The following is a 14,678-nucleotide window of genomic DNA, read 5'->3' on the forward strand; positions in this document are numbered from 1 at the left end:
ACCGGAAGCAGGGGCCGCGGCGTGAAAAATGACGCGCAGTACGGGCCACAACGCTTTGGGCCGGCCGGTCGTAGCTCTCGCCATGGAGTTCGAACCAGCACGAACCGCACTCGTCGTCGTCGACGTGCAAAACGGCTTCTGTCACCCGGATGGGGCGCTGTACGCGCCCGACAGCGAGGCGGCCATCGAGCCCTGCCGCGAGCTGGTCGAGCGCGCACGCGAGGCCGGTGCCAGCGTCGTCTTCACCCGCGACGTACACCCGCCCGAACAGTTCGAAGACGCACACTACTACGACGAGTTCGACCGCTGGGGCGAGCACGTCGTCGAGGGGTCCTGGGAGACACGGCTGGTCGAACAGCTCGAACCCACCGAAGACGACCTCGTCGTCGTCAAACACACCTACGACGCATTCTACGAGACCCAGCTTGAGGGGTGGCTCGACGCTCACGGGATCGACGATCTCGTCATCTGTGGGACGCTCGCGAACGTCTGCGTGTTGCACACGGCCTCCAGCGCCGGCCTGCGCGACTTCCGCCCGGTGCTGGTCGAAGACGCCATCGGCGCGATCGAGGACGACCACCGCGAGTACGCACTGGAGCACGCAGACTGGCTGTTCGGCGAGGTGACCGAGCGCGGCGAGATCACCTTCGCGTGATCACCGGAACGCGACGGTCACGTCCTCGCCCTCTCGGAGGTCGAGGCCGTCGCCGACGAGTTTGACGCCGAACCGGTCGCGGGCACAGAACAGCGCCAGCCCGGTGATCGGGTCGCCGTTTGCAAGTACCGTCACGTCGTCCCACGCGACCGTTCGGCCGGTCGCAGTCCCGACCGGCGCGCCGGCCACGAAGACCGCCGTCCGGGCGTCCGCGGACGGCGCGGACCCGAGCAGTCCGCCCGCGTCGTAGTGGGCCAGCCCCCCGTCGACGACGCCCGCGGTCCCGTCCTCGGAGCCGCCGTTGGCCAGCCCGACGAACCGTTCGCCGGGCGCTGGGTGGGCCGGTTCGTCGAGTCGAGCCCACGTCGCCCCGGTGTCGACGACGGTGCCGGTGCCGTCCCAGGGGAGTGGCTCGACCTCGACGGCGACGGCGAGGGGCTCCGAGCCGTCTGCCCGGTAGGGGTTGGCCTCGTGGTCGCGATACTCCAGGTGAACGTGATCGGGCACCCACGGCGCGAAAAAGCCCGCTCGCACCGTCTCGCCCAGCGGATCGCCGACGCTCACCTCGTCGCCGGGCGCGACGGACGGCTCCACGTGCAGCAGGCGAGCCATCCACTCGCCCGTGTCGATCAGGAGGAGATAATCGTGCTCGGCGGCGTAGGGCTGGGGCGGCGCGCGCACCTGCTTCGTCTCGACGACGGTGCCCGCGACCGGCGACGGTGCGACCGCGCCGGAGGGGTAGAGATCGATCGCGCGGCCGTCGTCGTGGGCCACGAACGGGGAGTTGTACAGCGAGAAGCGGTAGTACTGCGCGAGTACGTCCGACGACAGCGTGACGACCATCACCAGCCAGTTGGCTGGCAGCGACATGTGTCTGTCGCCGAGGTTGAAGTGGGAAGGCGAGTCAGCGGTGCCCGTGATCTAACCACCGCCGCGGCGGGTACAGCGAGAGTGCGACACGGCCCGCCGCGAGCAGCGAGTGTCGCCTGTTCGCCAGCGCCCGGAGAGTTATTTCCGTCCAGCCCCTCTGAGCGGTATGCGCGTACTGCGTGGGCGGGCCGCCGACCACGAGAGCGACCACGAGCGAACGCGCCGACTGACCGCGGCCGTCGCCGAGAGCGAAGAGCCGGGGCTGCGCGTCTGGCAGCCCCACAGACAGGTCGCGTTCGGCCGTCGTGACGCCCGCGAGGACGGGTACGAGCGCGCCCGCCGCATCGCTCACGAGCGGGGGTACGAAGTCCTCGAACGCGCGGTCGGCGGGCGAGCGGTCGCGTACACCGGCCGGACCGTCGCCGTCGCGTTCGCGAGACCGGTCACCGACGAACGGACCGGCATTCGACAGCGGTACGCCGCCGCCAGCGACCGATTCCGAGAGGCTCTCGACACGCTCGGTGTCGACGCCAGCGAAGGAGAGCCACCGGAATCGTTCTGTCCCGGCTCTCACTCCCTGCAAGCGGCGGGGAAAGTCGTCGGCATCGCCCAGCGGGTCCGCCAGCGCGTCGCCGTCGTCGCGGCGATCGTCCTCGTCGCCGACCACCGCGAGGTCGCCGACGTGCTCGCGCCGGTCTACGACGCGCTCGACGTGGCGTTCGATCCAGACAGCGTCGGCAGCGTCGCCCGTGCAGGCGGACCGAGCGATCCGGCCACGGTGATCGACGCCGTCGTCGAGACGTTCGCGGACGGCCACGACACCACCGTCGAGCGCGTGGACACGGCGGGCGGACTCCGAGACACTTAGGGACGGCCACAGCGCAGAGTGGGTATGCTCATTCGGAACGCGACGCTCGCGGACGGACGGACTCGGGACGTGCGCGTCCGCGGACAGACGATCGACGCCGTGGGCGAGGACCTCGACCCGGCGGACGAAGACACCGTCGACGCGGCGGACAGACTGCTCTTGCCCGGAGCGATCGACGCCCACGTCCACTTCCGCCAGCCAGGCTACGGCCACAAGGAGACCTGGGCCAGCGGTTCGCGGTCGGCCGCGGCCGGCGGCGTCACGACCGTCGTCGACCAGCCGAACACGGAGCCGCCGACAGTCGACGGGGCGGCCTTCGATCAGAAGGTCGAACTTGCCGGCGAGTCGCTCGTCGACTTCGGCATCAACGGCGGCGTCACGGACGACTGGGAGCCCGCGGAACTGCTGGAGCGGCCCCTGTTCGCACTCGGGGAGGTCTTCCTCGCGGACTCGACCGGCGACATGGGGATCGACGCCGACCTGTTCGAGGACGCACTGGTCGCGGCGGCCCAGCGGGACGTGACCGTCACCGTCCACGCCGAGGACGCCTCGCTGTTCAACCGGGCGGCGAGAGATCGCGACGACGCCGACGCCTGGAGCGCGTTCCGCACCGCCCGCGCGGAAGCCGCCGCCGTCGAGCGGGCCTGCGAGGTCGCGACCGAACACGACGCCCGGATCCACATCGCCCACACCTCTACGCCGGAGGGGATCGACACCGCCAGCGACGCCGGGATGACGACCGAGGTCACGCCACATCACCTCCTGCTCTCGCGGTCGGACCTTGACGAACTGGGCACGCACGGCCGGATGAACCCGCCGCTGCGCAGCGAGAAACGCCGCCGAGCGGTGTACGACCGCGTCGTCGACGGCACCGTCGACATGATCGCGACGGACCACGCTCCCCACACCCGCGAAGAGAAAGACGCCTCGATCTGGGACGCCCCCTCCGGGGTGCCCGGCGTCGAGACGATGCTCCCGCTCTTGCTGGCCGAGGCCCGCACCGGCGACCTGACCTACGAGCGCGTCCGGGATCTCGTCGCCGCGAATCCCGCCGACGTGTTCGACCTGCCTGACAAGGGCCGGATCGAGGCGGGCAACGACGCCGACCTCGTACTGGTCGACACGGACGAGACCCATGAGATCACCGGCGACGATCTCCACTCGAACTGTGAGTGGACGCCGTTCGAGGGCTTCGAGGGCGTCTTTCCGGAGTGGACGATGGTTCGGGGGACGGTCGTCTACGACGCCGGGGACGACGAGTTCACCGACCAGCAGGGCGAGAACGTCCGGTAAGCGCGGCCGTTTTCAGACGGCACTATGGCTCGCACGGTCGATCCGGCTCTGGGGGATCGGACGGACGATTCCGAAGATGAAGCGGTAGCCCAGCACTCCCATTCCCATCCCGGCCAGCAGTGTGCTAACCGTCACCATCACTGAGGGGCCGACGAAGATGGCAGCCGCCGGGACTGCGAGGATGCCCAGGACGACGATACCAACCCACGCCAGGGTGTCGACGGGCGCGTAGCCGTGTTCCTCGACAGCGATAGCTCCCGCGGTCGCGAGGGCCGCGGGACCGACGAGCCACCAGAGCGTGCCGAGGACCTCCGGACCGCTGAAGAGGACACCCAGCACGAGCCAGACGAATCCCTGCACGCCGTCGAGGAGGAGGACTTTGCGGCGACCATTCATAATCGAACGTACGATTCACGAGCCATTAATTCTGGTGACCTGTGGCGGATTATACCCCAATGTCCACGAGTGCCACACTCGCCATCACTCCGAGACCGAAACCGGTGATCCGCCCCATCGCGCGCCGGGAGTCGCCCTCGGTCCAGTCGCTCGCGGTGTCGAGGTGGCGCTGCATCGCCTCGATGCCCCGTCCGGCGAAGATCGAGCCCGACCAGCCGAGCAGGCCGAAGCCGAGGACGAGCGCCCCGAGTGCGAACGCCGTGCGAACGCCTCCGGCGACGCCGTGGCCGGCGGCCGCAAGCAGCGCCGCCGCGACGGGACCGACCACCGCGCCCGCGGCGAGTGCCGATCCCACGAGCCAGAGTCGGGGGCGGACCCATCCGACGGCAGTCCGCTTGAGGGCCATCAGTCGATCGCCTCCCGCATCCGCGGGTCGAGTGCGTCGCGCATGCCGTCGCCCAGCAGATTGAATCCGAGCACCGTGATCGCGAGGAACAGTCCGGGGAAAAACGAGAGCCACCAGCGCCCGGTCAGCAGGCCGTTCTCGACGCCACGAGAGAGCATCAGTCCCCACGACGGCGTGCCGGCCTGGGCACCGAATCCGAGAAACGACAGCGCCGCGAGATCGATGATCGCCAGCCCGAAGTTCAGCGTCGACTGGACCGTGATCGGTGCGAGCGTGTTCGGGAGGACGTGGCGCACGAGGACGCGGGGATCGGCCGCCCCCAGCGCCACCGTCGCGTCGACGTACTCGTCTTCGAGTACCTTCAGCGCAGCCCCGCGGATCACGCGGGCAAAGCGGGGAGTGTACACCAGCGTCAGGGCGGCGACGGCCCGCCAGAGCCCCAGTTCTCGCGGGAAGATTGCGACGAGGGCCAGTGCCAGCAGCAGCGGTGGGAAGGCGAGCAACACGTCCATCGTCCGCATCACGACGTTGTCTGTCACGTCGCCGTAGTAGGCCGCGACGATTCCCAGTCCGACGCCGACGACGGTAGAGAGACCGACTGTGATCGTCCCGAACTGCAGGGCGAGCCACGCGCCGTAGAGACACCGCCGAAAGATGTCGCGGGCGGCCGAGTCGGTACCGAACAGGTACTGATCGACCGCTGCCGAGCCGGTCCAGCCCGGCGGGGCGCGGTCGGGGATCTCGGTCCCCAGTCGAGAGCTGGCGAGTGCCTGCGGGTCGAGTGTGAAGCGTGCGTAGAGTGCGATCGCCAGCATGCCGAGGATGATCGCCAAGCCGACGAGAGCGAGCCGATTCGACAGCAGCTTCGAGAGGAACGGCGACGCTCGGAGCCGATCGACCGCACCGCGCCGCCTGGTTTCGGTACTCATTGTTGAATGCGTGGATCGAGGTAGCCGTAGGTGATGTCGACGACGAGGTTCACGAGCGTGAACAACAGCGCGAACGTCAGGACGGTCCCCTGGACGACCGGGTAATCGAGCGCGCCGATGGCGGTGACGATCGTCAGACCCATCCCGTTGATGCCGAAGACGGTCTCGGTGAGGACGGCCCCGCCGAGTAGCGTCCCGAACTGGATGCCGATGATCGTCACGACGGGGATCAGCGCGTTCCGGAAGCCGTGTTTCAGGATCGTGATCCGGGCACCTTGCCCCTTCGCCCGGGCGGTGCGCATGTAGTCCTGGCGGACAACCTCCAGCATCGACGAGCGCATCATCCGTGAGATCAGTGCGGTGGAGTAGATCCCGATCACCAGCGCGGGCAAGAAGAGATGATGCACTGCGGAGGTGAAGGCCATCCAGTTGCCCAGCAGGAGCGAGTCGACGGTGACCAGCCCGGTCAGCGGGAGTTCACGACCGAAGAGGACCCAGGTGTCGGGCAAGAACAGCGTCGATTCGATGCGACCGCTCGTCGGGAACCAGTCGAGATACGTCGCGAAAGCCAGGATCAACAGTGGTCCGGACCAGAAGATCGGGACCGAGATGCCCGTCAGCGCGCCGAACCGAGTGACGTGGTCGGTCAGCGAGTCCTGCCGAATCGCCGAGAGGACTCCCAGAGGGAGTCCGAAACAGATTCCCGCCAGCTGGCCGAAGATCGCCAGTTCGAGCGTGACGGGGAGTCGGTCGAGCAGGACTGAACGGACCGACGCACCACGGCTGATACTGTAGGACTGCCCGAAGTCGAACCGAGCCGCGTCGGCGATGAAAGAGAGGTACTGGATCCACAGCGGGCGGTCCAGCCCGAGGTCGCTCCGAACCTGTGCGAGTTGCTCCGCGGAGGCTCGCTGCCCGGCGATCACTCTGGCTGGGTCACCCGGTGCCAGGTGCAGAATCGCGAACACGACCGAGGCGACGCCGAACAGCACCGGAACGAGCAGGGCGATCCGCTTCAGGACGAATCGTGTCGAGACCATACGGCGCTACTGCAATTCGACGGTGTTGAGGTACGGCCCGCCGACGGAGCTCACGGTGTAGGTGTCTTCGACAACGGCCTCGTTGATCGCCCGGAGCGTCTCGGCGTAGTCGACGAACACCCACGGAGCCTCGTCGTGGGCGAGCCGGTTGGCCTCTCGGTACATGCTCTCGCGCTCGTCCGTGTCGTAGGTCGCCTGAGCCTCGCGGACCAGTTGCATGTACTCGGTGTTGGCCCACGCAGAGACGTTCAGCGGGCTATACCCCTCGGTGTCGAAGCTCACCCAGTCCTGGCCGTCGGGCACCTGTTCGAGGTCGACTTTGGGGTCAAGCAGAACGTAGAGGAAGTTGTCGGGGTCGGCGTTGTCGGTGTACCACCCGAGGAAACAGGCGTCGTGGCGGCCCTGATCGGTGTAATCGAGGTAGGGGCCAAAGTCGGAGAACTGGTTGATCTCGACGGAGAGACCGATCTCCTGGAGGTCGGAGCGGACCTGGTTGGCGGTCTGTACCGGACTCGGGTTGTAGCCGCGCGGGTTCGAGAACGTCGCCAGTTCGAACTCGAAGCCCTCGCCGTAGCCGGCTTCCTCGAGCAGCGACTGGGCCTCGTCTTTGTCGGTCGGATAGGGGTCGAGATTGTCGTCGTGGCCCATCACGTCTGGCGGCAAGGGCTGGGAGGCCTGCGTCGCGAAGCCCTGATAGATCTGGTTGACGATCGCCTCGGTGTTGACGGCGAGTGAGATCGCACGCCGGACCCGACGATCGCGGAACGGTTCCATCCGTTCCATATTCATCGCCATGTAGCCGACGTTGATCCCGTTCTTGCGCAGCAGCGTCGCCGTGTCACTGCTGTCGGCCCGCTGGAAGCCGTCCGAATCGAGATTGTCGGTGACGTGTGACGCACCGTTGATCACGTCCTGGACGCGCGTGCTGTTCTCGGTGATCGTCTTGAACACGACGGAACCGACGTTGGGGCCAGGACCCCAGAATTCCTCGTTGGCAGTCAGGCGGACCCGGTCGTTAGGGTTGTCCAGTTGGTCGAAAGCGAACGGACCGGTTCCGATCGGTTCGGTGCCCAGCGCAACCTGTGCGTCCGGGTTCGCGTCGAAGCTCTCGATCTGGGCCTTCGAGAGCACTGCCGCCGCGAACATCGCGAGGTTGCGCAGGAAGGGCGCGTAGCGCTGGCTCAGTTCGATCGTCAGTTCGGTCTCTTGGCTCGCGTCGACCGATTCGATCCAGTCGCCGAGCGTGAAGGGGCCGTAACCCGAGCGGTTGGCGTCGCCGAGGTAGTAGTCGTAGTCGGGATCGGTAAAGCGCCGGAAGGTGGCCGCGAAGTCCTCGGCGGTGAACGGCTCTCCGCTGTGGAAGTTCACGTCTTCGCGAAGTGTGAGCGTCGCCGTCGTCCCCTCGAGCGAGTAGTCCGTCGCGAGCCCGGCTTCCAGTTCGCCACCGCTCCCGGCGGCGAACTGGATCAGCGTATCGAAGATCTGGTTGGTCACCTTCGCGACCTCGCCGCTCGTCGTCTGCTGGGGATCGTAGTTCTCTGGGTGGTCGCCCCGGGCGTAGACGAGCGTCTGGTCTCCGGCAGCGTCACCACCACCGCCGTCGTCCTCGGCAGTGGTGGCCGTGTCGTCTGTCTCCATCTGGCCACCGCCGTCTTCCGTCGGCGTCTCACCGTCGTCGCCGGCACAGCCAGCGAGCGTTACCGTGACGGCACCAGCGCCGGCCGTCCTGAGGAAGTCGCGCCGTCCGAGTGGATCGTCAGACTGCATGGGTTAAAATGACAATAGAACAACTATAAGGGTATGTGCGGGTTGAGAGCCGTTCGAGTTCAGACGGTACCGACGTAGTTACCACACGCCTGCCGACCGCTCACGACTGGTCGGAATCCTCGTCGTCGACCAGATGACAGGCTGCGGGATGAGGACGAGCACCGAGTTCGGGGTGAGATCGCTCACAGACGCTCTCGAAACGGTCCCGGAGGACAGCCGCGGCACGCTCCCAGTCGCCCGCCGCCAGGTGATCGAACGACTCGGCGACGACCTCGCGGTTCCGACCGGTCGGTGGGTGCTCGAACAGGTCGTCGAACAGCACCGACTTGAACGCAGACGACTGCGGGCTCTCGGGGGAGTTGCCTCCGTCGGCGACGGTCGCGCTCGTCTCGCCTCCGGCCGCATCCCGGGCCGCATCGAGGTCGAGACGCTCGTCTGCGACCCGCTGGCGGTAGTCCATCACCTCCCGGAACGTCGACTGCTCGATCTCCACGTCGTCGGGCGGGATGACCGACGGACAGCGCGTGTGGAACCGACAGCCGCTGGGCGGGTCGATCGGGCTGGGAACGTCGCCTTTCAGGATGACACGATCCGAGTCGACGGCTGGATCGGCAACCGGAATCGCGGACAGGAGCGACTGCGTGTATGGGTGTTTGGGGTCGGCAAACAGTTCCGGCGTGTCGGCGACTTCGACAATCTCGCCGAGATACATCACGGCGATCCGATCGCAGATGTGGCGGACCACCGAGAGGTCGTGGGCGATAAAGAGATACGTGAGCCCGAACTCACCCTGCAGATCCTCAAGTAGATTGATGATCTGGGCCTGCACGGATACGTCCAGCGCCGAAACGGGCTCGTCACAGACGATGAAATCGGGGTCGACCGCGAGTGCGCGCGCGATGCCGACGCGCTGGCGCTGACCGCCCGACAGCTCGTGGGGATAACGGTCGAGCTGGTCTCCGTCGAGTCCGACAGCTGCGACCAGTTCCTCGACGCGGTCGCGGCGCTGTTGTCGCTTCGATCGGTCGTCGTCCGCGTCGGGCAGGTCGTGGATCGCGAGGGGTTCCGTGATCGTTTGTCGAACAGTCATCCGCGGATCGAGACTCGACAGCGGATCCTGAAAGATCATCTGCATGTCTCGGCGCTTTCCGCGGAGCGCGTCGGCGTCGAGACTGGCCAGATCGTCCCCCGCGAACAGAACGGTCCCGTCGGTCGGCTCCAACAGTCGGAGAATCGTCCGCCCGGTCGTCGACTTCCCGCAGCCGGATTCGCCGACCAGTCCGAGCGTCTCGCCCTCGTAAATGTCCAGCGAGACGCCGTCGACAGCCCTGACAGCGTCGGGTTCCCGGCCGAGGTATCTGTCGAAGAGGTCCTCGGCCCGCGAGAAGTGTTTCTTCAGACCGTCGATCTCGACGAGTGTGCGGTCCGTCCGCGTGGTCTCGCTCGCGGCCACGCCGTCCGCGTTGTCGCCGTAGACGTCGGTGTCGAACGACTCGAAGAGACACTTCGATCGGTGATCGACGGCCTCCGGCCCGTGCTGGAGATACGGGATCTCGCCCCGTCGACAGTCGTCAGTGGCCCACGGACACCGCGGCGCGAAGTGACACCCCGGCGGCATGTCGATCAGGCTCGGCACCGACCCCTCGATGGGGGTGAGCCGCTCGGTGTCCTCGCGAGGAATCGACTCGAGCAGCGTGTAGGTGTATGGATGTGACGGGTCGTGGAAGACCTCTCCGACGGGCCCCTCTTCGACGATCTCTCCGGCGTACATCACCGCGACGCGATCGCAGGTCTCGGCGACGACCCCGAGATCGTGGGTGATGAACAGTACCGCCATCCCGAGTTCTGCCTGGAGGTCGTCGATTAGGTCGAGGATCTGTGCCTGTATCGTCACGTCCAGTGCCGTCGTCGGCTCGTCGGCGATCAGGAGTTTCGGCCGACAGGCCAGCGCGATCGCGATCAGCACCCGCTGGCGCATCCCCCCGGAGAACTCGTGTGGGTGCTCGTCGATTCGTGTCGTCGGCTCCGGAATGCCGACGGCGTCGAGCAGTTCGAGCACGTCTTCTCGGACGCGCCCCGTCACGGCGTTGCCACCGACGACGGGCAGGATTTCGCGGAGCGCGTTGGCCCAGGAGTCCGACCGCTGACGGCCGTACCGATGGAGCAACAGACTCTCGGCGATCTGCTGGCCGACGGTCAACGCGGGATTGAGCGAGGTCATCGGATCCTGAAAGATCATTCCCATGTCCCCGCCCCGCACGTCACGGAGGACCCGCTCGGGTGCTCCACGGAGGTCGACGTAGCCGTCTCGAATCGTGACCGGAGCAGTCCGTGATCCGTCGGAGGCCGCTCCGTTCGGCGGACTCCCGTCGTCGGTCGGGTGGTTCGCGTGCGAATCGACCGGTCCCAGTGCTGTCGCTGGTTCGTCCCTGACGAACCGCCGGGCCAGTTCGGCGTCGTCGAGAGTTCTGTCGAGACCGTCGGGGAGTGCCGAGCGGTCGAGGTCGACGGCGTCGAGGTGCAGATAGCCGTCGTGATCGGCCGTTGCGACCCCACGGGGGTACTGTCGCGCGAGACGGTGGACCGTCTCTGTCGCGCCGAAGTGAACGTCACCACCAGCGAGGAAACCGGGGTCGTCGACGATCCGCATGGCCGACAGCGCCGTCACCGACTTGCCCGACCCGGACTCGCCGACCAGACCGACAGTTTCGCCCGGCCGAACGGACAGGTCGATACCGTCGACAGCGTGTACCGTGCCCCGCTCGGTCTCGAAGTGCGTCTGGAGATTCGAGAGCGTGAGGAGATCGCGCATCGGTCAGAGTGTCGTCGGTGAACCGTATTACTATCCTGGCGTTTCGGACAGTAGATAGTTCCTACCAGTCGGTTTCGAGCAGCGGCAGAAACGGTTGCGAGGTGCTGGATCGATATCTACGTCGGCGGTTGGCAACTGGAACGAGTCCGGTCGCTATCAGGCAGCGACTACTATTTGCGTGTCGCCACGACCGTCGATCGATGAGTGATCCAGCCAAGCGCGCGAGCAATCCGTTCGACCGTGTCGTCGGTCCCTGGGAGCGAGTGATCGACGACATGCACGCGACAGCTGAACGGTATCGCGAGGCCGACCAGACGGTCATCGAGTGCCATCCCGGCGACGTGGCGACGCTCACCGGCGAGCCACGGACCGCCGCGGAGATGACCGGCGATGTCGATCCGGACCGTCGGACCGGCCTCGACGCCGTCCTCCCCGGCGAGGAGTTCGAGGCCGTGCGGACGGTGCTGAGGGCCCGGGATCCGGACCGCGTCGAGGTGTTTCGGGCAACGGGCAACGGCCTCGTCTTCCTGTTGCTTTCCCTCTGGAGTGGCGACAGCGTCGTCTTGCTCCCGCTGTACTACGACCGCCAAGAGGCGGACACCCTCCGAACGATCGCCAGTGACGGTGGGTTCCCGGTTCACGTTCGGCCACTGGTCGACGACGAACGAGTGAGCGTGACGATCGACGATCCCGAGCCGTGTTTTCCCTGAGCGCAGGCGTCGGCGATCGGACGCCGGTCGTCGCGACGAGTCTCGCGATACCGTCGGGGGCGGGTCGTTCTCCCGGGTGCAGCACGGTTCGTCGAACGACAGTCGCCAGTGTCATACTGCCGGCTGTCACTGTTGCAAGCGATTCGCGACCACGGGGTCGCAACGCTCGTGACAGACTGACAGCCGGCAGTGTCAGGACTCCTCGCCGTCGAGATCGTGACCGCAGTGAGGACACTCGTCGTGGCGCAAGGCCGTGGAGTGTTCGCGAACGTCGCGCATCACCTCCGAGATCTGGTCTTCGGTCGCCAGTTCCTCCTCGACGCTCAGTTCGACGCCCTCGACTTCCAGGAGGAACTTCGCGACCTCGGTGGCCTCGTACATCACGTCGTCGAGTTCCTCGGCGGTGAAGAAGTCACACATCGCGCCGTAGAGGAAGGTCGCGCCGGCCTTGCGGACCTTCTCCTCGAAGGACGCGCGGGCCTGGTTGACGGCCTGTGGCGAGTAGGTGTCGGTCATGAACGGGACCAGTTCGGGAAGGTTCTCGCCGATCTTGGTCATCTCGACGCCGGTCTCGGTCCGGAAGTCTGCACAGAGGCGGGCGATCGCCCACTCGCGGGCGGTGACGTAGGTCCGTTCCCGCAGGAACTCGTTGGCCCGGTCGTAGGTCCCGCCGTCGATCTTCTTGAAGCGGTCGTACTTGCGTACGTCGGCCGGAACGTCCGACTCGTCGGAGACACCGTCGGCAGCGTCGAGGGACTCGTCGGCCGATTCGTCCTCGTCCGGGTCCGACTCGGTCGACGACGGCCCGGCTCGTGAGCGGTGTTCGTCGGTCTCGTCGGGGGACGCGCCGTCTGTCATGCCCCACCCTCTGTGCCGGCGGTGAAAAAGTCTGCCGGCGTCCGTCCGGGCCGCGTGGAGCCGACGCCGAGCCAGGCATCGCCACCGCGGGGAGGTGGCTTTTTCACGAGTGCCCGCATTGGCCCGTCTATGCACGTCCTACTCGGTGTCGGGGGCAGCGATCTCTCCTATCAGGCCCTCGACGAGACGATCGAGCGCGCACGCGAGGCCGGCGACGAGGTGACCGTCGCCGTCTTCGACGGCCACGAGACAGACGCGGGCGAAGACGAAGTCCAGGAGCGGGTCCGCGAACGGCTCGACGAGACCGGCTTCGAGGCCGAGATCCGACGGCTCAGCGGCGATCCGGGGAGTCGACTCGTCGACGTCGCCGAGAGCGAGGGGTTCGACCGGATCGTCCTCGGCAGTGGCGAGCGGTCGACGCTTGGCAAGATCCAGCTCGGTTCGATCGCCGAGTTCGTCCTGTTGAACGCACAGACCCCGGTGACGCTGATCCGATGACGCGGCGCTATCCAGAGGAGCCGGCTGGCACGTTCCCGGCACCGCCGCGTCAGGTGACCGACCGCGAGGACCGATCGATCCAGTTGCGGTGTGCAGACGGGACCGACCGGACGGCGCTGATCGAGATGTACAAGCAGTTCGATCCCGCCGACCGCGCCCAGGGCATCCCGCCGGCCCGCGAGACGGCCATCGAGCGGTGGCTGGAGAACATCCTCGATACGGACCGGTACAACGTCGTCGCGAGCCACGAGGGCGATCTGATCGGCCACGCGACGCTGGTCCCCGACGAGGACGACGGGTACGAGCTGGCGATTTTCGTCCTCTCGGCGTACCAGAATGCGGGAATCGGGACCGAACTCGTCGAGACGCTGCTGGGCCACGGCCAGTCCGAGGGGATCGAGCAGGTCTGGCTCACCGTCGAACGGTGGAACGACCCCGCGATCGCGCTCTACCGGAAAGTCGGCTTCGAGACGTCGAACAGCGAGCGTTTCGAGCAAGAGATGTCGATCCGGCTCGCTTGACCCACGCCGGATCGGGAGAGATGGCGATCCGGCTCGCTTGACTCACGTCGCCCAGAGCAGCGACAGCCGCAGAATCAGACCGAGAGCACGGGTTGGCTGGCGTACTCGATGACGTACAGCGCGGCGCGGCCGATCGCGTCGACGGAATCCTCACTGCCCGGCTCGCGGGGGACGACGATGAAGTCGGCGTCGAGGTCTTCTGCCACGTCGAGGATCACGCTCCCGGGCGACTGTCGGAGCCGCGTCGGCGAGAAGCCGGCGGCAGTCGAGTGGTTCAGCCCGGCGTCGTGGCCGCGTTCCTCGAGCCGTGACTGCATCTCCGCGGCGAAGGCCTGATGCTGGTCGGCGATCGCGTCGGCGTCGACCTCGTCGGCCTCGATCGCCCGGATCAGCGTCTCGTCGAGGACGAACAGCAGGTGGATCTCGGCGTCGTAGGCGTCGGCGATCGCCAGCGCGTACTCGACGGCCGCCTCGGACTGGTTGGAGCCGTCCACCGGCGCGAGCACGAGGTCGATGTCCATATCGACAGGTGCCACCGGACCAGCAAAAAGCCCGCGGCTTTTTGACGCCCCCCGCGGTAGTAGAGGTATGTTCGACACCGTCGTCATCGCGACGGACGGCTCCGCAACGGCCGAGCGGGCCGTCACCGCCGCGCTCGACCTCGCCGGCCAGTTCGACGCGATCGTCCACGCGCTGTACGTCGTCGACTCGGGAGAGGTCGCCGGCTCTCCGGAGGCCGTCCGACAGGACTTCGAGCAGGCGCTCGCGACCACTGGCGGCAAGGCGCTGACGTTCGTCCGTGAAACCGCCGAGACGGTCGATCCCGACGAAGAGGACACCGTCGTCACGGCCGTTCGAGAGGGCGATCCGGCCAAGGAGATCTGCCACTACGCCGAAGAGATCGACGCCGACGTGATCGCGACCGGGACCCGCGGCCGCCACGGCGAACACGGCTACCTGCTGGGCAGCGTCGCCGAGGGGGTCGTCCGCCACGCCGAAATGCCCGTGCTGACCGTCAGACAGCTCGAAGAAGCGGCGACGGGACTGTAGACCTG

At 67.0% G+C, this 14,678-nt stretch carries 16 protein-coding genes; 7 read left to right on the top strand and 9 right to left on the bottom strand.

Going from position 1 to position 14,678, the window contains the following annotated elements:
* The first annotated feature begins 82 nt into the window (after nt 1-82).
* Nucleotides 83-655 carry a cysteine hydrolase family protein gene (locus AC5FRZ_RS14010; protein ID WP_493564900.1) on the top strand — a complete coding sequence of 191 codons (573 nt, stop codon included), beginning with the start codon at nt 83-85 and terminating at the stop codon, nt 653-655.
* Here the strand turns inward: AC5FRZ_RS14010 and AC5FRZ_RS14015 are convergent, their stop codons facing one another.
* Entirely contained in the window at nt 656-1,498 is an 843-nt protein-coding gene (locus tag AC5FRZ_RS14015; protein ID WP_493565088.1) for a DUF8155 domain-containing protein, read from the bottom strand.
* Between the two features lie 193 nt (nt 1,499-1,691).
* On the opposite strand from AC5FRZ_RS14015, the gene AC5FRZ_RS14020 reads away from it, so the two are divergent.
* Together AC5FRZ_RS14020 and AC5FRZ_RS14025 are read left to right on the top strand one after the other, a co-directional pair.
* A complete protein-coding gene (locus tag AC5FRZ_RS14020; protein ID WP_170092521.1) occupies nt 1,692-2,393 on the top strand; it encodes a lipoate--protein ligase family protein in 702 nt (233 codons plus the stop codon).
* Nucleotides 2,394-2,417: 24 nt separating this feature from the next.
* Complete coding sequence (locus AC5FRZ_RS14025) at nt 2,418-3,686, top strand: dihydroorotase (RefSeq protein WP_493564901.1); 1,269 nt, start codon at nt 2,418-2,420, stop codon at nt 3,684-3,686.
* A 12-nt stretch (nt 3,687-3,698) separates the two neighbouring features.
* Here AC5FRZ_RS14025 and AC5FRZ_RS14030 read toward each other — a convergent pair whose 3' ends face one another.
* From AC5FRZ_RS14030 to AC5FRZ_RS14055, 6 genes are all read right to left on the bottom strand, one after another.
* The gene (locus tag AC5FRZ_RS14030; RefSeq protein ID WP_493564902.1) at nt 3,699-4,082 is read right to left on the bottom strand and encodes a hypothetical protein; all 384 of its coding nucleotides are present in this window, start codon (nt 4,080-4,082) and stop codon (nt 3,699-3,701) included.
* 49 nt (nt 4,083-4,131) lie between these two features.
* The gene (locus AC5FRZ_RS14035) at nt 4,132-4,488 is read right to left on the bottom strand and encodes a DUF7268 family protein (RefSeq protein ID WP_493564903.1); all 357 of its coding nucleotides are present in this window, start codon (nt 4,486-4,488) and stop codon (nt 4,132-4,134) included.
* Complete coding sequence (locus AC5FRZ_RS14040; protein WP_170092524.1) at nt 4,488-5,417, bottom strand: ABC transporter permease; 930 nt, start codon at nt 5,415-5,417, stop codon at nt 4,488-4,490. The genes AC5FRZ_RS14035 and AC5FRZ_RS14040 overlap by 1 nt, the downstream gene beginning before the upstream one ends.
* The gene (locus tag AC5FRZ_RS14045; protein ID WP_493564904.1) at nt 5,414-6,457 is read right to left on the bottom strand and encodes an ABC transporter permease; all 1,044 of its coding nucleotides are present in this window, start codon (nt 6,455-6,457) and stop codon (nt 5,414-5,416) included. Before AC5FRZ_RS14045 ends, AC5FRZ_RS14040 begins: the two co-directional genes overlap by 4 nt.
* 6 nt (nt 6,458-6,463) lie before the next feature.
* On the bottom strand, nt 6,464-8,224 hold the full coding sequence (locus tag AC5FRZ_RS14050) for an ABC transporter substrate-binding protein (RefSeq protein ID WP_493564905.1): 1,761 nt from the start codon (nt 8,222-8,224) through the stop codon (nt 6,464-6,466).
* A gap of 100 nt (nt 8,225-8,324) precedes the next feature.
* Entirely contained in the window at nt 8,325-11,036 is a 2,712-nt protein-coding gene (locus AC5FRZ_RS14055) for an ABC transporter ATP-binding protein (RefSeq protein ID WP_493564906.1), read from the bottom strand.
* Between the two features lie 200 nt (nt 11,037-11,236).
* On the opposite strand from AC5FRZ_RS14055, the gene AC5FRZ_RS14060 reads away from it, so the two are divergent.
* A complete protein-coding gene (locus AC5FRZ_RS14060) occupies nt 11,237-11,746 on the top strand; it encodes a DUF7529 family protein (RefSeq protein WP_493564907.1) in 510 nt (169 codons plus the stop codon).
* Between the two features lie 192 nt (nt 11,747-11,938).
* Here the strand turns inward: AC5FRZ_RS14060 and AC5FRZ_RS14065 are convergent, their stop codons facing one another.
* Entirely contained in the window at nt 11,939-12,604 is a 666-nt protein-coding gene (locus tag AC5FRZ_RS14065) for a DUF5806 family protein (RefSeq protein ID WP_170092529.1), read from the bottom strand.
* Nucleotides 12,605-12,733: 129 nt separating this feature from the next.
* Between AC5FRZ_RS14065 and AC5FRZ_RS14070 the strand changes: the two genes are divergently transcribed.
* Nucleotides 12,734-13,102, top strand: a complete 369-nt coding sequence (locus tag AC5FRZ_RS14070; RefSeq protein WP_153554377.1) for a universal stress protein — start codon at nt 12,734-12,736, stop codon at nt 13,100-13,102.
* The gene (locus AC5FRZ_RS14075) at nt 13,099-13,623 is read left to right on the top strand and encodes a GNAT family N-acetyltransferase (RefSeq protein ID WP_170092531.1); all 525 of its coding nucleotides are present in this window, start codon (nt 13,099-13,101) and stop codon (nt 13,621-13,623) included. The genes AC5FRZ_RS14070 and AC5FRZ_RS14075 overlap by 4 nt, the downstream gene beginning before the upstream one ends.
* Nucleotides 13,624-13,697: 74 nt before the next feature.
* Here the strand turns inward: AC5FRZ_RS14075 and AC5FRZ_RS14080 are convergent, their stop codons facing one another.
* Complete coding sequence (locus AC5FRZ_RS14080; protein ID WP_153554379.1) at nt 13,698-14,144, bottom strand: universal stress protein; 447 nt, start codon at nt 14,142-14,144, stop codon at nt 13,698-13,700.
* A gap of 67 nt (nt 14,145-14,211) precedes the next feature.
* On the opposite strand from AC5FRZ_RS14080, the gene AC5FRZ_RS14085 reads away from it, so the two are divergent.
* Nucleotides 14,212-14,673 carry a universal stress protein gene (locus AC5FRZ_RS14085; RefSeq protein WP_170092532.1) on the top strand — a complete coding sequence of 154 codons (462 nt, stop codon included), beginning with the start codon at nt 14,212-14,214 and terminating at the stop codon, nt 14,671-14,673.
* The last annotated feature ends 5 nt before the right edge of the window (nt 14,674-14,678 follow it).

Source organism: Halomicrobium sp. HArcht1-1, assembly GCF_058933285.1.